Source organism: Pseudomonas sp. HLS-6 (assembly GCF_002753995.1).
Taxonomy (GTDB): Bacteria; Pseudomonadota; Gammaproteobacteria; order Pseudomonadales; family Pseudomonadaceae; genus Aquipseudomonas; species Aquipseudomonas defluvii.
In genome coordinates, this window is the sequence record NZ_CP024478.1 from 1,614,916 (window position 1) to 1,633,978 (window position 19,063).

A 19,063-nucleotide genomic window follows, 5' to 3' on the forward strand; every position below is an offset into this window, starting at 1 on the left:
GCTTGATCAAGGAGTGAGCAAGTGTCTGACAATCATATTGATCGCAAGGTACTGAGCGATTTGCAGGAAGTCATGGAAGATGGCTACTTGTACTTGCTCGAGACTTTTCTCTCGGACTCCGAGACGCGCCTCAGCCAGCTCCATGAGGCCAAGAACGCCGAGGAGTTGGGGATGGCTGCCCATAGCTTCAAAGGCAGTACCAGCAATATGGGGGCAGTGGCGCTGGCCGAGCTGTGCCGGCAGCTTGAAGAACGGGTCAAGCAACGTCCGCTCTACGGCATCGAGGACCTCATCAATCGTATTGATCGTGAGTATGCCGCGGTTCGTCAGCTGTATTGCGCGGAGCGTCAACGGGTTCAGATAGGGTGATGTGTGTGGCTGGCGTGGAGTGTTGCTGCGTCCTGGCGTGACTTTTGCAGCGTCTTTTCCATTCCTGTATCAGACACGCTGCCGCGGAGACTCTTTCATGCCTGTCGCCACAAACCCATTGCTGCAATCGGGCTCCGTCGCCAATTCATCGCGCGCATCAGGTGCGTCATCGGACAAGTCGCAGCAGGCGCTTGGCGACAAGGCTTCAGGCTTCTCCCAAGTGCTTTCGCAATCCAAGGACAAGGTCGCGGGCGGGCCTTCCTTTGACAAGCCGTTCGCGCCAGCCAACACCGCCAGCAGTGGCAATTCCAAGGTGGACGGGCAGCAGAAAGTTGCCGGTAGCGGCAAAAGCTTGCCTGCCGATAACGCGAGTAAAAAAGAGCTTCAGGGCCAGGATGACGCACAGGTTGCCGACACGGCGCCGGCGCAAGATGCTGTAGCTACAGAGGATTCAGCCGATCAGGCCGACCCGCAGTTGCTTGATCCGAGCCTGGTTGCCGGCCAGGTCACCGATGCCCAGCCAGGGGCGCAATTGATTCAGGCTCAGGCCGAGGCGGTGGCGCCTGTGGTGCAGGCTGCGCAGCTTCAGGCGCAGGTGCAGGCGCCCGCCAGCGATAGCGCTCCACAAGAGCCGCCTTTCGATCCGGATGTCGATCCGCTTGCCGATTTGCCAACGCTGCGCCTTGCGCTGGAGCAGAGTGCTCAGGCCCAGGGAACCACATCGGTGAATGCCGCGCCAACGGGCAAGTCTGCTCAGCCACAGCCAGAAGCGACGCCGGGGCAGTCTGCCGTCAATACACTGGCGGCCATCGTCGACAAGCCGGGTGCTGAGGCGGAGCAGGGCGAGCCGGGCGAGAAAGCCTTTGGCGCGCTGATGGATGATGGCCTGAAAGATCTCAAGGGGGCTGCCAGTGACACGCGTGTCGATAACTTTGCCGAGCGCTTGAGTGCCTTGACCCAGGCGGTAACCGCCAAGACCGCCAATGCCGTGCCGGTTCCGGCCGCGCCCCTTAATCAGCCGCTGGCGATGAACCAGAGCGGCTGGACTGAAGGGTTGGTCAACCGCGTCATGTACCTGTCCAGCCAGAATCTGAAGTCGGCCGATATTCAGCTTCAGCCTGCTGAACTGGGGCGCCTCGATATTCGCGTCAACCTGGCGGCGGACCAGCCAGCCCAGATCACCTTCGTCAGTGGTCATGTGGTGGTTCGTGATGCGCTGGAAGGGCAGGTTCATCGTCTGCGTGAGTTGTTTGCCCAGCAAGGCCTGGCGCAACCGGATGTCAACGTTTCCGATCAGTCGCGCGGCCAGCAGCAGGGTGCTCAAGAAGGCCCGCGCCTGAGCGGCGTTGCCGGGCGACGCGGTGAGGCGGGTGATGCCGCAGAGCAGGCGGAGGCTGATGCTGGCGTCAAGGCTGTCGAGCGCCAGGTAGTGATCGGTTCCAGTGCAGTAGATTATTACGCTTGATGTGAGCCGCGGCGCCTCGCGTAAAGCCCCTGCAGGCGCCGGCCCTCCAAGGGCGATCTTGCCAGCGCGCCATGGATTCCATCGCCTGTTCCGGGAAACTGGCATAACACTTGCTGAACCCTCGCCATCTGAGTGAAATCTCGTGTGAGTGACGGATTATTGGCATGGCGAAGAACGACGCAGTGAAAGACCCCGCCTCGAAAGGCAAACTCAAACTGATCCTGTTGTTGGTGCTGGCATTGCTCCTGGCGATTGGTCTGTCCGTGGGGGCAACCTGGTTCTTCCTGCACAAGGCCGACAGCAAGCCTGAGGCAAGCCCTGCGCAGGCGACCAACGTCAAGCCGGCAGCGATCTACGAACCCCTGTCTCCTGCATTCGTAGTCAACTTCAACCAGAACGGTCGTCAGCGTTTCATGCAGGTGAGCATCACCATGCAGGGCCGTGACCAGGCTGCGCTGGATGCACTGAAAGTGCACATGCCGGTGATCCGCAACAACCTGGTCATGCTGTTCTCGGGCCAGGGCTTCGATACCCTGGCAACCCCGGTCGGTCAGGAAATGTTGCGCCAGAAGGCCACTGCCAGTGTTCAGGAAGTGGCGCAGAAGGAAGTTGGCAAACTGGTTGTTGACCAGTTGCTGTTCACCAATTTCGTATTGCAGTAGGAGCCCAAGATGGCCGTGCAGGACCTGCTGTCCCAGGATGAAATCGATGCCCTGTTACACGGTGTCGACGATGGTCTGGTGCAAACCGAAAGCGCCGCTGAGCCCGGTAGCGTCAAAAGTTATGACCTGACCAGCCAGGATCGGATCGTCCGCGGACGCATGCCGACCCTGGAAATGATCAACGAGCGTTTCGCCCGTTATACCCGTATCAGCATGTTCAACCTGTTGCGTCGCTCTGCCGACGTGGCGGTAGGCGGGGTTCAGGTGATGAAGTTCGGTGAGTACGTGCATTCGTTGTACGTGCCGACCAGCTTGAACCTGGTGAAGATCAAGCCGTTGCGCGGCACGTCACTGTTCATTCTTGATGCCAAGCTGGTATTCAAGCTGGTGGACAATTTCTTTGGTGGTGACGGCCGTCACGCCAAGATCGAAGGCCGTGAATTCACCCCGACCGAGCTGCGCGTGGTGCGCATGGTGCTGGACCAGGCCTTCGTCGACCTCAAGGAAGCCTGGCAGGCGATCATGCCGGTCAACTTCGAGTACATCAACTCGGAGGTCAACCCGGCCATGGCCAACATTGTCGGTCCGAGTGAGGCGGTGGTGGTCTCGACCTTCCACATTGAACTCGATGGCGGCGGTGGCGACCTGCATGTGACCATGCCGTACTCGATGATCGAGCCGGTGCGCGAGATGCTGGATGCCGGCTTCCAGTCTGACCTGGATGACCAGGATGAGCGTTGGGTCAAGGCCTTGCGCGAAGACGTACTGGACGTCAGCGTGCCGTTGAGCGCGACGGTAGCCCGGCGTCAGTTGCGCCTGCGCGACATCCTGCACATGCAGCCCGGTGACGTGATCCCTATCGAATTACCCGAAGAGCTGATTCTGCGGGCTAACGGCGTGCCGTCGTTCAAGGCCAAGCTGGGCTCGCACAAGGGCACCCTGGCCCTGCAGATAACCGATCCGATCGAGCGTCGCTAAGCGGCGCTGCTGGTTTACCCCCCGAATTGATTGCCCGTCGAGGACAAAATGGCTGACGAAAACGATATCACCTCCATGGAAGATCAGGCGCTGGCCGATGAGTGGGCCGCTGCCTTGAGTGAAACTGGCGAGGGCGGTCAGGCCGACATCGATGCCCTGATGTCCGGCGGTAGCTCCACGCCTGCTTCGGGCCGCCTGCCGATGGAGGAGTTTCCTTCCTCGCCACGCAGCAATGAACAGGTCAGCCTTGAAGGCCCGAACCTGGATGTGATCCTGGATATTCCGGTGAGCATTTCCATGGAAGTCGGCAGTACTGAAATCAACATCCGTAACCTGCTGCAACTCAACCAGGGTTCGGTGATCGAGCTTGATCGCCTGGCCGGAGAGCCGCTGGATGTGCTGGTTAACGGTACGCTGATTGCGCACGGTGAAGTGGTTGTGGTCAACGAGAAGTTCGGTATTCGTCTGACTGACGTGATCAGCCCGAGCGAACGTATCAAGAAGCTGCGCTAAGTGAAAAACACTCTGCTCAAGGGCCTGGCTGCGGCCGGCCTGTTCTGCGTCGACGTGGCCCTCGCGGCGCAGCCGGCGGTGACGGCGTCCGCGCCGGCTGCGCCGGGAAGTGTCGGTGGGCAGTTGGCGCAGTTGGTGCTGGGCTTGCTGTTGGTGGTGGGGTTGATCTTCTTTCTGGCCTGGCTGCTGCGCAGGGTGCAGCAGGCTGCGCCGCGAGGCGATCAGGTCATTGAGATCATCGGTACGCGGGCCTTGGGGCCGCGCGACCGCCTGCTGCTGGTCAAGGTAGGCAATGAGCAGATTTTGCTGGGGCACTCGCCTGGCACGATCGAAGCGTTGCATGTGTTGCGTGAGCCGGTCGAAGTGCCGTCGGGTGCGCGACAGGCTACACCGGAATTCGCTCAGCGCCTGATGGAGTTGCTGGGCAAGGATCAGAAGGACAAGACGTAATGGGCGCATTGCGCATGATGTTGACGCTGCTGCTGCTGATGCTGGCGGCGCCGTTGGCCTTGGCTGCCGATCCGCTGTCGATCCCGGCCATTACCTTGTCCAATGGGGCGAATGGGCAGCAGGAATACTCCGTCAGCCTGCAGATCCTGTTGATCATGACGGCGCTGAGTTTCATCCCGGCGTTCGTCATCCTGATGACCAGTTTCACCCGGATCATCATCGTCTTCTCGATTTTGCGCCAGGCCCTGGGCTTGCAGCAGACTCCGTCGAACCAGATCCTCACCGGCATGGCGCTGTTCCTGACCATGTTCATCATGGCCCCGGTGTTCGACCGGGTGAATCGCGATGCGCTACAGCCTTACCTGAACGAGACGCTTACCGCGCAAGATGCGATTGCCAAGGCCGAAGTGCCGCTGAAGGATTTCATGCTGGCGCAAACCCGGCAGAGCGACCTTGATCTGTTTATGCGGCTGTCCAAGCGTACCGACATCGCAACGCCCGACCAGGCGCCGTTGACGATCTTGGTGCCCGCCTTTGTGACATCTGAACTGAAGACGGCGTTTCAAATCGGCTTCATGATCTTTATTCCGTTTCTGATCATCGACCTGGTGGTCGCCAGCGTACTGATGGCCATGGGTATGATGATGCTCTCGCCGTTGATCATCTCGTTGCCGTTCAAGATCATGCTCTTCGTGCTGGTGGACGGCTGGGCGCTTATCATTGGTACCCTGGCCGGCAGTTTCGGCGGCGTCTAGGAGAATCGCGCATGACCCCGGAAGTCGCTGTCGACCTGTTTCGCGATGCGCTGTGGCTGACCACGATGATGGTGGCGGTGCTGGTAGTGCCGAGCCTGCTGGTCGGCCTGGTGGTCGCGATGTTTCAGGCGGCCACCCAGATCAACGAGCAGACCCTGAGCTTCTTGCCGCGGCTGTTGGTGATGTTGGTGACCCTGATCGTGGTAGGGCCGTGGTTGGTTCGCACGTTCATGGAGTACATCCTGTCGCTGTACGGCAGTATTCCGCAGCTGATCGGTTGAGTACGGCATGCTCGAGTTGACCGATGCGCAGATCAGCACGTGGGTGGCGTCGTTCATCCTGCCGCTGTTTCGTGTCGCTGCCGTACTGATGACCATGCCGATATTCGGTACCACCTTGTTGCCAGCCCGCATCCGGCTGTATTTCGCGGTGGCTATTACGGTGGTCATCGTGCCTGGCTTGCCGCCTCTGCCTGAGGTCAATCCCTTGAGCCTCAGTGGGCTGCTGCTGATTGCCGAGCAGGTGATCATCGGTGCCTTGTTCGGTATGGCGCTGCAGCTGTTCTTCCAGGCCTTTGTGATTGCCGGGCAGATTGTTGCGATTCAGATGGGGATGGCGTTTGCCTCGATGGTCGATCCGGCCAACGGCGTCAATGTCGCGGTGGTCAGTCAGTTCCTGACGATGCTGGTGACCCTGTTGTTTCTGTCGATGAATGGCCATCTGGTGGTTTTCGAGGTGCTCACCGAGAGTTTCACCACCTTGCCGATTGGCAGCGGTCTGCTGGTCAATCATTTCTGGGACATGGCCGGGCGCCTGGGCTGGGTATTGGGCGCAGCACTGCTGCTGGTACTGCCGGCGATTACCGCACTGCTGGTGGTCAACATTGCCTTTGGCGTGATGACCCGCGCCGCGCCGCAGTTGAACATTTTTTCCATCGGTTTTCCCTTGACCCTGGTATTGGGGCTCGGGATTTTCTGGGTCGGTCTGGCCGACATTCTGTCCCATTACCAGTCATTGGCCTCCGAGGCGCTGCAATGGCTGCGTGAACTGGCGAGGGCGCGCTGAGCATGGCTGAGAGCGAGAGCGGTCAGGATAAAACAGAAGACCCCACCGACAAGCGCAAGAAGGACGCTCGTGAGAAGGGCGAGATTGCGCGCTCCAAAGAACTCAATACGGTTGCCGTGACCCTGGCGGGCGCGGGCGGGTTGCTGGTCTTCGGCGGTGCGTTGGCGGAAACGCTGATGGAGCTGATGCGGATCAATTTCACCTTGTCCCGCGAGGTGCTCATCGACGAGCGCTCCATGGGGATCTTTCTGTTGGCCTCGGGCAAGATGGCCATACTCGCCACTCAGCCGGTGTTGCTGGTGCTGCTGCTGGCAGCGATCATCGGGCCTATTTCCCTGAACGGTTTTTTGTTTGCCGGCAGTAGCCTGGCGCCGAAGTTCAGCCGAATGAACCCGATGTCGGGGATCAAGCGGATGTTCTCCATGCATGCGCTGACCGAGTTGCTCAAGGCGCTGGCCAAGTTCTTTGTGATCTTGCTGGTGGCCTTGGTGGTGCTGTCTTCAGATCGCGACGACCTGATTGCCATCGCGCACGAGCCGCTTGATCAGGCAGTCATCCATAGCGTTCAGGTGGTGGGCTGGAGTGCCTTGTGGATGGCGGCGGGTTTGCTGCTGATCGCCGCCGTGGACGCGCCATTGCAGCTATGGCAGGCACACAAGAAGCTGTTGATGACCAAGCAGGAAGTGCGTGACGAGTACAAGGACAGTGAAGGTCGCCCCGAGGTCAAGCAGCGCATTCGACAGACCCAGCGTGAGATGTCGCAGCGTCGAATGATGGCGGCGATTCCCGAAGCCGATGTGGTCATCACCAACCCGACGCACTATGCCGTGGCACTCAAGTACGACCCTGATAAGGGCGGTGCGCCATTGCTGCTGGCCAAGGGTACTGACTTCATTGCGCTGAAGATTCGTGAAATCGCGGGTGAGCACAAGATCCAGATTCTTGAGTCGGCGGCGTTGGCGCGTTCGATCTACTACTCCACCGAGCTTGAGGAAGAAATCCCGGCGGGCCTGTACCTGGCGGTGGCCCAGGTGCTGGCCTATGTCTTCCAGGTCCGCCAGTACCGTGCTGGCAAAGGCAAGGCGCCTGACCCCCTCAAGGACGTACCGATTCCGCCGGATTTGCGTCGGGACTCCTGATCCTACCCTGATGTGGTGGCGTCCTGTGGCCAGCCGGCTTGCCTGCGATTACCGCACCGCATACGTTCTGATTCCCCTGAAAGCCTCTTATTGCGTGACAGACGCAAAGTTGGAAGGCTTCTTGCAGAGGCAGCGCCACGCGCCTTCGTGGCGTCAAAAGTTTGCTTGAGAGGAATACCGGTGGATCGCACTCAGTTAATCAACAGCGCCCGTAGCAACCTGGCCGGCCTTGGCCGAGGAAACCTGGGTGTGCCGCTGTTGCTGCTGGTGTTGCTGGCAATGATGATGTTGCCGATCCCGCCGTTTCTGCTCGACGTGTTCTTCACGTTCAACATTGCCCTGTCGATTGTGGTCCTGCTGGTGTGTGTCTACGCACTGCGACCACTGGATTTTGCTGTTTTCCCGACCATTTTGCTGGTGGCGACGCTGCTGCGACTGGCGTTGAACGTAGCGTCGACGCGGGTGGTCATGCTCCATGGTCATGATGGTCACGCTGCGGCCGGTAAGGTGATTCAGGCCTTTGGTGAGGTGGTGATCGGCGGTAACTACGTGGTCGGTATCGTGGTCTTCGCCATCCTGATGATCATCAACTTCGTCGTGGTTACCAAGGGTGCAGGGCGTATCTCCGAAGTGAGCGCGCGGTTTACCCTCGACGCGATGCCGGGCAAGCAAATGGCAATCGACGCCGACCTCAACGCCGGCCTGATCGATCAGGCCCAGGCCAAGGCGCGCCGCTCCGAGGTGGCTCAGGAGGCTGAGTTCTATGGTTCCATGGACGGTGCCAGCAAGTTTGTGCGCGGTGACGCCATCGCCGGCCTGCTGATTCTGTTCATCAACCTGATCGGCGGTATGGCCGTCGGTATGTTCCAGCACAACATGACCTTCGCCGATGCGGGCAAGGTGTACGCCTTGTTGACCATTGGTGACGGTTTGGTGGCGCAGTTGCCATCGCTGCTGTTGTCCACCGCTGCGGCGATCATGGTGACGCGTGCCTCGGGTTCCGAGGACATGGGCAAGCAGATCAACCGGCAGATGTTCGAGTCGCCGAAGGCCCTGGCGGTTTCGGCCGGGATCATGCTGGTCATGGGCCTGGTGCCGGGCATGCCGCACATTGCCTTTATCGGCTTGGCGGCGCTGGCCGGTGGTGCCGCCTACATGGTGTGGCGCAAGCAGAATCAGGCCAAGCTCAAGGCGCAGGAAATGGCTCAGATGCAGCAAGACCTGCTGCCGTCTCCACAGCGAGCCATGGAAACCAAAGAGCTGGGTTGGGATGACGTCACGCCGATTGACATGATCGGCCTGGAAGTGGGCTATCGCCTGATTCCGTTGGTCGACCGCAATCAGGGTGGGCAGTTGTTGGCGCGGATCAAGGGCGTGCGCAAAAAGCTCTCCCAGGACCTCGGTTTCCTGATGCCGACGGTGCACATCCGCGATAACCTCGACCTTGCGCCAAGTGTCTACCGCCTGACGCTCATGGGGGTCATCCTGGCTGAGGCGGAAATCTATCCTGACCGGGAACTCGCGATTAACCCGGGGCAGGTCTTTGGTACGCTCAATGGCATTGCCGCCAAGGACCCGGCCTTCGGCCTGGAGGCCGTGTGGATCGACGTGGGTCAGCGCAGCCAGGCCCAGTCGCTGGGTTATACCGTGGTCGATGCCAGCACCGTGGTTGCTACGCACTTGAACCAGATCCTGCACAAGCATTGCCATGAGCTGATCGGTCACGAAGAGGTTCAGCAGTTGCTGCAGGTATTGGCCAAGGGCTCGCCGAAACTGGCCGAGGAGTTGGTACCGGGCATCATGTCGCTGTCGGGGTTGCTCAAGGTGTTGCAGGCGCTGTTGTCCGAGCAGGTGCCCGTGCGCGATATCCGCAGCATTGCCGAAGCCATCGCGAACAACGCCGGGAAGAGTCAAGATACCGCCGCTTTGGTGGCTGCGGTGCGCGTCGGATTGTGTCGCGCCATCGTGCAAAGCATTGTCGGCACTGAGTCTGAGCTGCCAGTCATCACGCTTGAGCCAAGGTTGGAACAGATTTTGCTCAATAGTTTACAAAGGGCCGGGCAAGGTCAAGAAGAGGGCGTTCTTCTTGAGCCAAGCATGGCTGAAAAGCTTCAGCGTTCGTTAATCGAGGCTGCCCAGCGTCAAGAAATGCAAGGGCAACCAGCGATCTTGTTGGTCGCAGGGCCGATACGGGCAATGTTGTCGCGTTTTGGTCGCCTGGCAGTACCGAATTTGCATGTTTTGGCGTATCAGGAAATACCTGACAACAAGCAAGTCACCATCGTTGCCACAGTAGGCCCCAACGGCTGAGGTAGTGGGTTATGCAAGTTAAGCGTTTTTTCGCAGCCGATATGCGTCAGGCCATGAAGTTGGTTCGTGATGAACTGGGGGCTGAGGCCGCCATCATCGGCAACCGACGGATTGCTGGCGGTGTCGAGCTGACGGCTGCGCTGGACTACAAGTTGTCTGCCTTGTCGCCACGTGTTCCCAATGTCGAGCTTGAGGACGAACTGCGCAAGACTCAGTCGCGCATCGTCACTGCCCAAGCCGAATTGAGCAGCCGCGTCGAGGGTGACGAGACGGCGAATCGCCAGTTGTTCGCCGGCCTGCCATTGACTGCATCGGAGCCGCTGATCGAGCCGCATGTCGATGAGCCGGAGCGCCCTCGGGTCGCGCCAGCGCCTGCGGTAGATCAGCGCCTGTTTGACTCGATGCGTAACGAGCTGTCTGGTTTGCGTGAGTTGCTGGAAGTGCAGCTGGGTTCGCTGGCGTGGACTCAACTGCAAGGCAGTAAACCGCAGCAAGCGAGCCTCTGGCGCCGCCTGCAGCGTATTGGCTTGTCGGGACCGCTGTCGCGCGAGCTGCTTGACCTGACCGCCGAAATTGAAGAGCCACGCCATGCCTGGCGGATGTTGCTGGCCCACCTGGCGCGGATGATCAGCGTGCCGGAAGTCGATCCGATCGAAGAGGGTGGGGTGATCGCCATGGTCGGCCCGGCGGGTATGGGCAAGACCACTACGCTGGCGAAGTTGGCAGCCCGCTACGTGCTCAAGTACGGCGCGCAGAACCTGGCTCTGGTGAGCATGGACAGTTTCCGCATCGGTGCCCAGGAACAACTGAAGACGCTCGGGCGTATCCTCAATGTTTCGGTCACCCATGTCGATCCGGGGCAGTCCTTGGGGCAGGCGTTGGAGCCCTTGCTGCGCAAGCGCGTGGTACTGATCGATACCGCAGGTTTGCAGGCCAGTGATCCGGCCCTGCGCATGCAGTTGGAGACGCTGGCCGGTCGCGGTATCCAGGCGAAGAACTACCTGGTGTTGGCGACGACCAGCCAGAAACAGGTGCTGACGGCGGCCTACCACAGCTACAAACGCTGCGGGCTGGCCGGTTGCATCCTGACTAAACTTGATGAAACCGCCAGCCTCGGTGAGGTGTTGAGCCTGGCGATCAGTCATGAATTGCCGGTGGCCTATCTGACCGATGGGCCGCGCATTCCGGATGACTTGCACTTGCCGCGCCGCCACCAGTTGGTCAGCCGCGCGGTCAGTGTGCAAATGCAGGACGAGCCCAGCGAGGAGGCCATGGCCGATATGTTCGCTGATCTCTATCACGGCCCTAAGCGTGTTGGCTGAGGTGTCGGTGAAGACGTTGCAAAGTATCTACATCAATGGTCTGCCAGGCATTTTTCAGGTGTTTGAAAGTGCAGCCAGTCATGTGGCCTCGGTCTAAGCAAGACAAGGTAAAGAACAAACATGGGTAGCATGCATCCCGTACAGGTGATCGCCGTGACCGGCGGCAAAGGTGGCGTTGGCAAGACTAACGTGTCAGTGAACTTGTCACTGGCGTTGGCCGAGCTCGGCCGTCGCGTCATGCTGTTGGACGCCGACCTGGGCCTGGCTAACGTCGACGTGTTGCTGGGCCTCACGCCCAAGCGAACCCTGGCCGACGTTATCGAAGGGCACTGCGAGCTGCGCGACGTGCTGCTGCAGGGGCCGGGTGGTGTGCGCATCGTGCCAGCCGCTTCGGGTACGCAAAGCATGGTTCACCTGGCGCCCGCTCAGCATGCCGGCCTGATTCAGGCGTTCAGTGATATCGGCGACAACCTCGATGTGCTGGTGATCGACACCGCTGCGGGTATTGGTGACTCGGTGGTCAGCTTCGTTCGAGCGGCCCAGGAAGTGTTGCTGGTGGTCTGTGACGAGCCCACCTCGATTACCGACGCCTATGCGTTGATCAAGCTGCTTAACCGTGATTACGGCATGAACCGCTTCCGCGTGCTGGCGAACATGGCGCAAAGCCCTCAGGAAGGGCGCAATCTGTTCGCTAAGTTGACCAAGGTCACGGATCGCTTCCTCGATGTCGCCCTACAATACGTCGGTGCAGTGCCGTATGACGAGTGCGTGCGTAAAGCCGTGCAGAAGCAGCGAGCGGTCTATGAAGCCTTTCCGCGTTCCAAGTGCGCGTTGGCGTTCAAGGCCATCGCCCAGAAGGTCGATAGCTGGCCGCTGCCAGCCAACCCACGCGGCCATCTGGAGTTTTTCGTCGAGCGTCTGGTGCAGCCGACCAGTGTGGGGCCTGCTCTATGAGTGCCAGCGGTTTCCGGATGTACAGCAAGGCTTCGCGTGACGCGCAGTATGAGTTGGTCGAACGCTACGCGCCGCTGGTCAAGCGCATCGCTTACCACCTGTTGGCGCGTTTGCCCGCCAGTGTTCAGGTTGAAGACCTGATTCAGGCCGGCATGATCGGTTTGCTTGAGGTGGCGAACAAGTATGACTCAAGCAAAGGTGCCAGTTTTGAGACCTATGCCGGTATTCGCATCCGCGGTGCGATGCTGGATGAGGTGCGCAAGGGGGATTGGGCGCCGCGTTCGGTTCATCGCAATACCCGCATGGTCAGTGATGCAATTCGCGCTGTTGAAGCAAAAACAGGTCGTGACGCTAAAGATCATGAGGTTGCTGCCGAACTTCAATTGAGTCTCGATGATTATTACGGGATTTTGAATGACACCTTGGGCAGTCGCCTGTTCAGCTTCGACGACCTGTTGCAGGACGGCGAGCATGAAGGGCTGCACGAGGACGGCGCCAGCGCCCAGGTCGAGCCTTCGCGCGATCTGGAAGACGAGCGCTTTCAGGCAGCGTTGGCAGATGCGATTGCCAACTTGCCTGAGCGTGAGCGGCTGGTGCTGGCGCTGTATTACGACGAAGAGCTGAACCTCAAGGAAATCGGCGAGGTGCTTGGGGTCAGTGAGTCGCGGGTCAGCCAGTTGCACAGCCAGTGTGCTGCACGCTTGCGTGGGCGGCTGGGAGAATGGCGCGCGCGTTGATTGCTGGGTTTCATGCAGTCGTGAAAATGTTGTGCCGGATTTGATTGAGTGCGCGTTCAGCGCTGAGCGCGTTAAAGACTGCTTGGAGGTCTAATTGGACAAGAACATGAAAATCCTCATCGTTGACGATTTTTCGACGATGCGGCGGATCATCAAGAACCTGTTGCGTGACCTGGGCTTCACCAATACCCAGGAAGCGGACGACGGCGTCACTGCACTGCCAATGCTGCACAGCGGTAACTTTGATTTTCTGGTAACGGACTGGAACATGCCTGGCATGTCCGGCATCGACCTGCTGCGTACGGTGCGCGCTGACGAACGCCTGAAGCACCTGCCGGTGCTGATGGTAACGGCAGAGGCCAAGCGTGATCAGATCATTGAGGCGGCTCAGGCTGGCGTTAATGGTTACGTGGTAAAACCATTCACGGCTCAGGTGTTGAAAGAAAAGATCGAGAAGATCTTCGAGCGCGTCAATAGCTGAGGTACGCCACGGGGGCGCTTATGGAGCATAAACAATCGTCGTTGGGCGACTTCGAGTCGACACTGAAGAAACATGCCAACGAGCTTGTCGATAGCCTTGAACGAGGTAAATTCGGCGACGCGGTACAACTGATCCATCAGCTGAACCAGACCCGTGATCGTGGCCTGTATCAGGAAGTCGGCAAGCTCACCCGCGAGTTGCATAGTGCGATCGTCAGTTTTCATATTGACCCGCAGATGCCGCAGGCTGAGGAAGTGTCGCAGATCACCGACGCCACCGAGCGCTTGTCCTATGTGGTCAAGCTCACCGAGGGCGCGGCTAACCGGACCATGGACCTGGTCGAGCAAAGTACACCGGTGCTTCAAGAATTGAGTGCCGAGGCAAGTACCTTGAGTGCCGACTGGCAGCGTTTCATGCGTCGAGAAGTGGCTGCGCCGGAGTTTCGCGAGCTGGCGCGTCGCGTTGACAGTTTTCTGACGCGCAGCGAGGCAGGCACCCGTGAAGTGGCAGGCCATCTCAATGACATTCTGTTGGCTCAGGACTACCAAGACCTGACCGGCCAGGTGATCAAGCGCGTCACGCAACTGGTTACCGAAGTAGAAAGCAATCTGCTCAAGCTCGTATTGATGGCCAGTCAGGTCGACCGCTTTGCCGGTATTGAACATGACCACCAGCAGCTACGTGCTGAAAAAGATCAAGAAAAACATCCGACTCGGGGTGAAGGTCCGCAGATTCATGCCGATAAGCGTGAAGACGTCGTGTCCGGTCAGGACGATGTCGACGATCTGTTGTCTAGCCTGGGTTTTTAGGGAGCACGTTTAATGAGCTTCGGCGCCGATGAAGAAATCCTCCAGGATTTCCTGGTAGAAGCCGGCGAAATTCTTGAGCAACTGTCCGAGCAATTGGTCGAGCTGGAAAGCCGGCCTGATGATGCGGATCTGCTCAATGCAATCTTTCGCGGCTTTCACACTGTAAAAGGGGGCGCCGGCTTCCTCCAGCTCAATGAGCTGGTGGAGTGCTGCCATATTGCCGAGAACGTGTTCGACATTCTGCGCAAGGGTGAGCGTCGCGTTGACTCCGAGCTGATGGACGTGGTCCTGGAAGCCCTGGACACGGTCAACAGCATGTTCGGCCAGGTCCGCGAGCGCAGCGATGTGACGCCGGCCACGCCAGAGCTGCTGGCTGCGCTGGCACGTCTGGCTGAGCCGGCTTCGGCCCAGCAGGCCGCCGCACCCGAGCCTGAGCCAGAACCGGTTGCCGAGGCGCCCGCTGAGCAAGCGTCTGGCGACATTACCGATACGGAGTTCGAGCAACTGCTCGACTCGCTCAACGCCGTCAAGGCCGAGGCCGAGGCGCCTGCCGCTCCGGCAGCAGCGGCGGGTGATGAAATCACCGATGCCGAATTTGAGTCATTGCTCGACCAACTGCACGGCAAAGGCCAGTTTGCTGCCGACAGCCTTCCCACACCTGCTGCGCCTGCGTCGGCAGCGGTTGTCGAGGCAGGCACTGAAGCCAGCAACGAAATTACCGACGACGAGTTCGAAGCGCTGCTGGACCAGCTTCATGGCAAGGGTACCTTTGCTGTGGATGCACTGCCGGCCGCGGCTGTCGAGCCCGCTGCTACCGAAGCGTCGAGCGACCATATTTCCGAGCACGAGTTCGAAGCGTTGCTCGATCAGATCCACGGCAAAGGTAAATTTGCCGAGGGCGCAGCAGCAACGGCCTCGGTCGCAGAAGCAGCAGTAGCCAAGCCTGAGGCCAAACCTGCGGCCAAGCCCGCGCCCGCTGCAGCACCTGCACCTGCTCCCGTCGCCAAGCCAGCTGCCGCTGCAGCACCTGCGCGTCAGGCCTCTCCGGCGTCAGCCGACAAGCATGCCGCCAGCGAAGCCGAAACCACGGTGCGCGTCGATACTGCCCGCCTCGATGAGATCATGAACATGGTCGGCGAGCTGGTTCTGGTGCGTAACCGTCTGGTTCGCCTGGGCTTGAACAGCGGCGATGAGGCCATGTCCAAGGCGGTGTCGAACCTTGACGTGGTCACCGCTGACCTGCAGACCGCGGTCATGAAGACCCGCATGCAGCCGATCAAGAAGGTCTTCGGGCGCTTCCCGCGCTTGGTTCGTGACCTGGCGCGCCAGTTGAAGAAAGAGATCAACCTGGAGCTGGTGGGCGAAGAGACCGACCTGGACAAAAACCTGGTCGAGGCCTTGGCCGACCCGCTGGTTCACTTGGTGCGCAACGCCGTCGACCACGGTGTCGAAACACCGGAAGAGCGCGAAGCCGCGGGCAAGTCGCGTGGTGGCAAGGTCGTATTGTCGGCTGAGCAGGAAGGCGACCACATCCTCTTGTCGATCTCTGACGACGGCAAGGGCATGGACCCCAACGTGCTGCGCGCCAAGGCAGTGGAAAAGGGCCTGATGGACAAGGATGCAGCCGATCGCCTGAGCGAGTCGGACTGCTACAACCTGATCTTCGCCCCGGGCTTTTCCACCAAGACCGAGATTTCCGATGTGTCTGGCCGTGGTGTCGGCATGGACGTGGTGAAAACCAAGATCTCCCAGCTCAACGGCTCGATCAACATCTACTCGGCCAAGGGCCAGGGTTCGAAGATCGTGATCAAGGTGCCGTTGACCCTGGCGATCATGCCGACGCTGATGGTCATGCTGGGCAATCAGGCCTTCGCGTTCCCGCTGGTCAACGTCAACGAAATTTTCCACCTCGACCTGTCGCGTACCAACGTGGTTGACGGCCAGGAAGTGGTGATCGTACGCGACAAGGCGTTGCCACTGTTTTACCTCAAGCGCTGGTTGGTCAGCTCTGCCGCTCATGAAGAGCAGCACGAAGGCCATGTGGTGATTCTCTCGGTGGGCACTCAGCGGATCGGCTTCGTCGTCGATCAGTTGGTCGGCCAGGAAGAGGTGGTCATCAAGCCGCTGGGCAAGATGCTGCAAGGCACCCCTGGGATGTCGGGCGCCACCATTACCGGTGACGGGCGCATTGCGCTGATCCTCGACGTTCCGAGCATGCTCAAGCGTTACGCTGCCCGGCGTATTTGATCCCGGTGGCGCGGTCTTTCGACCGCGCCCCGTAATGGAGTGTTTATGGCAGTCAAGGTCCTGGTGGTGGATGATTCCGGTTTCTTCCGCCGCCGTGTCTCGGAAATTCTTTCAGCGGACCCGACTATCCAGGTCGTGGGCACCGCGACCAACGGCAAGGAAGCGATCGACCAAGCACTGTCGCTCAAGCCTGATGTCATCACCATGGACTATGAAATGCCCATGATGGATGGCATCACTGCCGTTCGGCACATCATGCAGCGTTGCCCGACGCCGGTGTTGATGTTCTCCTCGCTGACCCATGAAGGTGCTCGCGTTACCCTTGATGCACTGGATGCCGGTGCGGTGGATTACCTGCCGAAGAACTTCGAGGACATCTCGCGCAACCCGGAAAAGGTCAAGCAACTGCTGTGCGAAAAGGTTCATACCATTTCCCGCAGTAACCGCCGCTTCAGCAGTTTCGCCACGCCAGCTCCGGCTCCAGCGCCCAGCGCCCAGCACAGTGTCAGCAGCATGGCGTCGCCAGGCCTCTCGCGCCCAGCGCCTGCTAGCGCGCCAGCACGTGCGGCCGCACCCAGCTCGCCTGCACCCAAGCGCAAGTCCTACAAGCTGTTGGCCATCGGCACGTCGACGGGCGGCCCGGTTGCCCTGCAGCGCGTACTGACCCAGCTGCCGGCAAACTTCCCGGCGCCGATCGTATTGATCCAGCACATGCCGGCGGCGTTCACCAAGGCGTTTGCCGAACGCCTGGACAAGCTCTGCAAGATCAGTGTCAAGGAAGCCGAGGACGGTGACGTGTTGCGTCCTGGCCTGGCGTTGCTGGCTCCTGGTGGCAAGCAGATGATGGTCGATGCGCGGGGCACGGTGAAAATCCTCCCGGGCGACGAGCGCCTGAACTACAAACCGTGCGTGGACATTACCTTTGGTTCTGCCGCGAAGTCCTACGGTGACAAGGTATTGGCCGTGGTGTTGACCGGCATGGGCGCTGATGGCCGCGAAGGTGCTCGCCTGCTCAAGCAGGGCGGCAGCCAGGTCTGGGCTCAGGATGAAGCCAGCTGCGTGATCTATGGCATGCCCATGGCGATCGTCAAGGCCAATCTGGCGGACGCGGTGTACGGCCTGGATGACATCGGTCGGCATCTGGTCGAGGCGTGCGTCTAATGGATGTCTTGAGCCTCATCGGGATCATCCTGGCCTTTGTTGCCATCATCGGTGGCAACTACCTGGAAGGCGGCCACCTGTCTGCGTTGATCAACGGCCCTGCGGCGCTGATCGTGCTCGGCGGCACGTTGGCGGCTTCGCTGCTGCAGTCGCCGATGAGCGCTTTCAAGCGCGCGATGCAGATTGTCATCTGGATCCTGTTCCCGCCACGGGTTGACCTGGCCGGTGGTATTGATCGGGTAGTCAACTGGAGCCTGACGGCGCGTAAAGAGGGCCTGCTGGGCCTGGAAGGGGTGGCTGACGCCGAGCCCGATCCCTATGCGCGCAAGGGCTTGCAACTGCTGGTCGATGGTGCGGAGCCGGAAGCGATTCGCAGCATTCTCGAGGTTGATTTCTACACCCAGGAAAGCCGTGATATCCAGGCTGCAAAAGTGTTCGAGAGCATGGGCGGCTATGCGCCAACCATCGGCATCATCGGTGCGGTAATGGGTTTGATCCATGTGATGGGCAATCTGGCCGACCCGTCCCAGCTGGGCAATGGCATTGCCGTTGCGTTCGTGGCGACGATCTATGGTGTTGCCAGTGCCAACCTGATCCTGCTGCCGGTCGCCAACAAGCTCAAGGCGCTGGCCCTGCGTCAGTCGCGTTACCGGGAAATGCTCCTGGAAGGCCTGTTGTCGATTGCAGAAGGTGAAAACCCGCGTTCGATCGAGTTGAAGCTTCAGGGCTTCATGGAGTAATACATGGCTCGTCGTCGCGCCCCCGAGGAACATGAGAACCACGAACGCTGGCTGGTGTCGTACGCCGACTTCATTACCTTGTTGTTCGCCTTCTTCGTGGTCATGTACTCGATCTCCTCGATCAACGAGGGCAAGTACAAAATAATTTCCCAGGCCCTGCTCGGGGTTTTCAATGACCCCGAACGGAGCATGCGGCCGATTCCGATTGGCGATGAGCAGCCGCTCAGCGTCAAGCCAGCCGAACCGCTGATCCGCGATAGCGAACAGGTCGATGCCGGGCTTGCTCAAACCAACAGCGATCCACTCAAGACCATCACCAACGATGTTCGGGACGCCTTCGGTGATTTGATCAAATCCGATCAGATGACGGTGCGCGGCAACGAGTTGTGGGTGGAGATCGAGTTGAACTCTTCGCTGCTGTTTGGCAGTGGCGACGCCATGCCCAGCGACGCGGCCTTCAATATCATCGAAAAAGTGGCGCGGATCCTGAAGCCTTTCGCCAACCCGGTGCATGTCGAAGGGTTCACCGACGATTTGCCGATTCGCACGGCGCAGTACCCGACCAACTGGGAGCTGTCGTCGGCGCGTGCGGCCAGCATTGTGCGCCTGTTGGCGATGGAAGGCGTTAACCCCGCACGTATGGCGTCGGTGGGCTATGGCGAGTTCCAGCCGATTGCCAGCAATACCACGGCAGAAGGGCGTGCGCGCAATCGTCGGGTGGTGCTGGTGATCTCGCGTAACCTGGAGGTGCGCCGCAGCCTGACCGGTACGGGCAGTGCCAATGCCACGCCAGATGCAGCAATGAAGCGAGCTGGCACACAAACTGCACCGCGAGTGGTATCACCGACGGTCGGGGCCAGCCCCGTCAATTCCCCGTCACCGACCTTATAACCGATCCCGGTAGGG

The 19,063-nt window shown here is 59.9% G+C and carries 20 protein-coding genes; all 20 read left to right on the forward strand.

Going from position 1 to position 19,063, the window contains the following annotated elements; all coding sequences use genetic code 11:
* The first annotated feature begins 21 nt into the window (after positions 1 to 21).
* Positions 22 to 369, forward strand: coding sequence for an Hpt domain-containing protein (locus CS390_RS07455; RefSeq protein ID WP_099773926.1), 348 nt, complete (start codon positions 22 to 24; stop codon positions 367 to 369).
* 97 nt (positions 370 to 466) lie between these two features.
* A complete protein-coding gene (locus CS390_RS07460; RefSeq protein ID WP_099773927.1) occupies positions 467 to 1,834 on the forward strand; it encodes a flagellar hook-length control protein FliK in 1,368 nt (455 codons plus the stop codon).
* A 164-nt stretch (positions 1,835 to 1,998) separates the two neighbouring features.
* Positions 1,999 to 2,496 carry a flagellar basal body-associated protein FliL gene (fliL, locus tag CS390_RS07465; RefSeq protein ID WP_065759995.1) on the forward strand — a complete coding sequence of 166 codons (498 nt, stop codon included), beginning with the start codon at positions 1,999 to 2,001 and terminating at the stop codon, positions 2,494 to 2,496.
* A gap of 9 nt (positions 2,497 to 2,505) precedes the next feature.
* The gene (gene fliM / locus CS390_RS07470) at positions 2,506 to 3,474 is read left to right on the forward strand and encodes a flagellar motor switch protein FliM (RefSeq protein ID WP_065759996.1); all 969 of its coding nucleotides are present in this window, start codon (positions 2,506 to 2,508) and stop codon (positions 3,472 to 3,474) included.
* 48 nt (positions 3,475 to 3,522) lie between these two features.
* Complete coding sequence (gene fliN, locus CS390_RS07475; protein ID WP_099773928.1) at positions 3,523 to 3,987, forward strand: flagellar motor switch protein FliN; 465 nt, start codon at positions 3,523 to 3,525, stop codon at positions 3,985 to 3,987.
* Positions 3,988 to 4,437: a flagellar biosynthetic protein FliO gene (fliO, locus tag CS390_RS07480; RefSeq protein WP_099773929.1), complete on the forward strand. Its 450-nt coding sequence runs from the start codon at positions 3,988 to 3,990 to the stop codon at positions 4,435 to 4,437.
* Positions 4,437 to 5,192 (forward strand): flagellar type III secretion system pore protein FliP, encoded by a 756-nt coding sequence (fliP, locus tag CS390_RS07485; protein ID WP_099773930.1) that lies wholly within the window; start codon positions 4,437 to 4,439, stop codon positions 5,190 to 5,192. The genes fliO and fliP overlap by 1 nt, the downstream gene beginning before the upstream one ends.
* 11 nt (positions 5,193 to 5,203) lie before the next feature.
* Entirely contained in the window at positions 5,204 to 5,473 is a 270-nt protein-coding gene (gene fliQ / locus CS390_RS07490) for a flagellar biosynthesis protein FliQ (RefSeq protein WP_065760000.1), read from the forward strand.
* Positions 5,474 to 5,480: 7 nt separating this feature from the next.
* Positions 5,481 to 6,257 carry a flagellar biosynthetic protein FliR gene (gene fliR, locus CS390_RS07495; RefSeq protein ID WP_065760001.1) on the forward strand — a complete coding sequence of 259 codons (777 nt, stop codon included), beginning with the start codon at positions 5,481 to 5,483 and terminating at the stop codon, positions 6,255 to 6,257.
* Positions 6,258 to 6,259: 2 nt separating this feature from the next.
* Positions 6,260 to 7,396 carry a flagellar biosynthesis protein FlhB gene (flhB, locus tag CS390_RS07500; RefSeq protein ID WP_099773931.1) on the forward strand — a complete coding sequence of 379 codons (1,137 nt, stop codon included), beginning with the start codon at positions 6,260 to 6,262 and terminating at the stop codon, positions 7,394 to 7,396.
* 180 nt (positions 7,397 to 7,576) lie between these two features.
* On the forward strand, positions 7,577 to 9,706 hold the full coding sequence (gene flhA, locus CS390_RS07505) for a flagellar biosynthesis protein FlhA (protein ID WP_099773932.1): 2,130 nt from the start codon (positions 7,577 to 7,579) through the stop codon (positions 9,704 to 9,706).
* 11 nt (positions 9,707 to 9,717) lie between these two features.
* A complete protein-coding gene (gene flhF / locus CS390_RS07510) occupies positions 9,718 to 11,028 on the forward strand; it encodes a flagellar biosynthesis protein FlhF (protein ID WP_065760004.1) in 1,311 nt (436 codons plus the stop codon).
* Positions 11,029 to 11,148: 120 nt separating this feature from the next.
* On the forward strand, positions 11,149 to 11,982 hold the full coding sequence (gene fleN, locus CS390_RS07515) for a flagellar synthesis regulator FleN (RefSeq protein WP_065760005.1): 834 nt from the start codon (positions 11,149 to 11,151) through the stop codon (positions 11,980 to 11,982).
* Positions 11,979 to 12,719: an RNA polymerase sigma factor FliA gene (gene fliA, locus CS390_RS07520; protein ID WP_065760006.1), complete on the forward strand. Its 741-nt coding sequence runs from the start codon at positions 11,979 to 11,981 to the stop codon at positions 12,717 to 12,719. Before fleN ends, fliA begins: the two co-directional genes overlap by 4 nt.
* Positions 12,720 to 12,825: 106 nt before the next feature.
* Positions 12,826 to 13,200 carry a chemotaxis response regulator CheY gene (locus CS390_RS07525; RefSeq protein ID WP_176717425.1) on the forward strand — a complete coding sequence of 125 codons (375 nt, stop codon included), beginning with the start codon at positions 12,826 to 12,828 and terminating at the stop codon, positions 13,198 to 13,200.
* A 20-nt stretch (positions 13,201 to 13,220) separates the two neighbouring features.
* Positions 13,221 to 14,009 (forward strand): protein phosphatase CheZ, encoded by a 789-nt coding sequence (locus tag CS390_RS07530; protein ID WP_065760008.1) that lies wholly within the window; start codon positions 13,221 to 13,223, stop codon positions 14,007 to 14,009.
* Between the two features lie 12 nt (positions 14,010 to 14,021).
* Positions 14,022 to 16,256, forward strand: coding sequence for a chemotaxis protein CheA (locus tag CS390_RS07535; RefSeq protein WP_099773933.1), 2,235 nt, complete (start codon positions 14,022 to 14,024; stop codon positions 16,254 to 16,256).
* A 45-nt stretch (positions 16,257 to 16,301) separates the two neighbouring features.
* On the forward strand, positions 16,302 to 17,417 hold the full coding sequence (locus CS390_RS07540) for a chemotaxis response regulator protein-glutamate methylesterase (RefSeq protein ID WP_065760010.1): 1,116 nt from the start codon (positions 16,302 to 16,304) through the stop codon (positions 17,415 to 17,417).
* The gene (locus CS390_RS07545; RefSeq protein ID WP_065760011.1) at positions 17,417 to 18,157 is read left to right on the forward strand and encodes a flagellar motor protein; all 741 of its coding nucleotides are present in this window, start codon (positions 17,417 to 17,419) and stop codon (positions 18,155 to 18,157) included. Before CS390_RS07540 ends, CS390_RS07545 begins: the two co-directional genes overlap by 1 nt.
* Before the next feature lie 3 nt (positions 18,158 to 18,160).
* Positions 18,161 to 19,048 carry a flagellar motor protein MotD gene (gene motD, locus CS390_RS07550; protein ID WP_065760012.1) on the forward strand — a complete coding sequence of 296 codons (888 nt, stop codon included), beginning with the start codon at positions 18,161 to 18,163 and terminating at the stop codon, positions 19,046 to 19,048.
* Positions 19,049 to 19,063: the final 15 nt, after the last annotated feature.

Coding starts and splice junctions, on each gene's coding strand:
- CS390_RS07460 (WP_099773927.1), top strand. CDS start 467: ATGCCTGTCGCCACAAACCCATTGCTGCAATCGGGCTCCGTCGCCAAT.
- fliL (WP_065759995.1), top strand. CDS start 1,999: ATGGCGAAGAACGACGCAGTGAAAGACCCCGCCTCGAAAGGCAAACTC.
- fliM (WP_065759996.1), top strand. CDS start 2,506: ATGGCCGTGCAGGACCTGCTGTCCCAGGATGAAATCGATGCCCTGTTA.
- fliN (WP_099773928.1), top strand. CDS start 3,523: ATGGCTGACGAAAACGATATCACCTCCATGGAAGATCAGGCGCTGGCC.
- fliP (WP_099773930.1), top strand. CDS start 4,437: ATGGGCGCATTGCGCATGATGTTGACGCTGCTGCTGCTGATGCTGGCG.
- fliQ (WP_065760000.1), top strand. CDS start 5,204: ATGACCCCGGAAGTCGCTGTCGACCTGTTTCGCGATGCGCTGTGGCTG.
- fliR (WP_065760001.1), top strand. CDS start 5,481: ATGCTCGAGTTGACCGATGCGCAGATCAGCACGTGGGTGGCGTCGTTC.
- flhB (WP_099773931.1), top strand. CDS start 6,260: ATGGCTGAGAGCGAGAGCGGTCAGGATAAAACAGAAGACCCCACCGAC.
- flhF (WP_065760004.1), top strand. CDS start 9,718: ATGCAAGTTAAGCGTTTTTTCGCAGCCGATATGCGTCAGGCCATGAAG.
- fleN (WP_065760005.1), top strand. CDS start 11,149: ATGGGTAGCATGCATCCCGTACAGGTGATCGCCGTGACCGGCGGCAAA.
- fliA (WP_065760006.1), top strand. CDS start 11,979: ATGAGTGCCAGCGGTTTCCGGATGTACAGCAAGGCTTCGCGTGACGCG.
- CS390_RS07525 (WP_176717425.1), top strand. CDS start 12,826: ATGAAAATCCTCATCGTTGACGATTTTTCGACGATGCGGCGGATCATC.
- CS390_RS07530 (WP_065760008.1), top strand. CDS start 13,221: ATGGAGCATAAACAATCGTCGTTGGGCGACTTCGAGTCGACACTGAAG.
- CS390_RS07535 (WP_099773933.1), top strand. CDS start 14,022: ATGAGCTTCGGCGCCGATGAAGAAATCCTCCAGGATTTCCTGGTAGAA.
- CS390_RS07540 (WP_065760010.1), top strand. CDS start 16,302: ATGGCAGTCAAGGTCCTGGTGGTGGATGATTCCGGTTTCTTCCGCCGC.
- CS390_RS07545 (WP_065760011.1), top strand. CDS start 17,417: ATGGATGTCTTGAGCCTCATCGGGATCATCCTGGCCTTTGTTGCCATC.
- motD (WP_065760012.1), top strand. CDS start 18,161: ATGGCTCGTCGTCGCGCCCCCGAGGAACATGAGAACCACGAACGCTGG.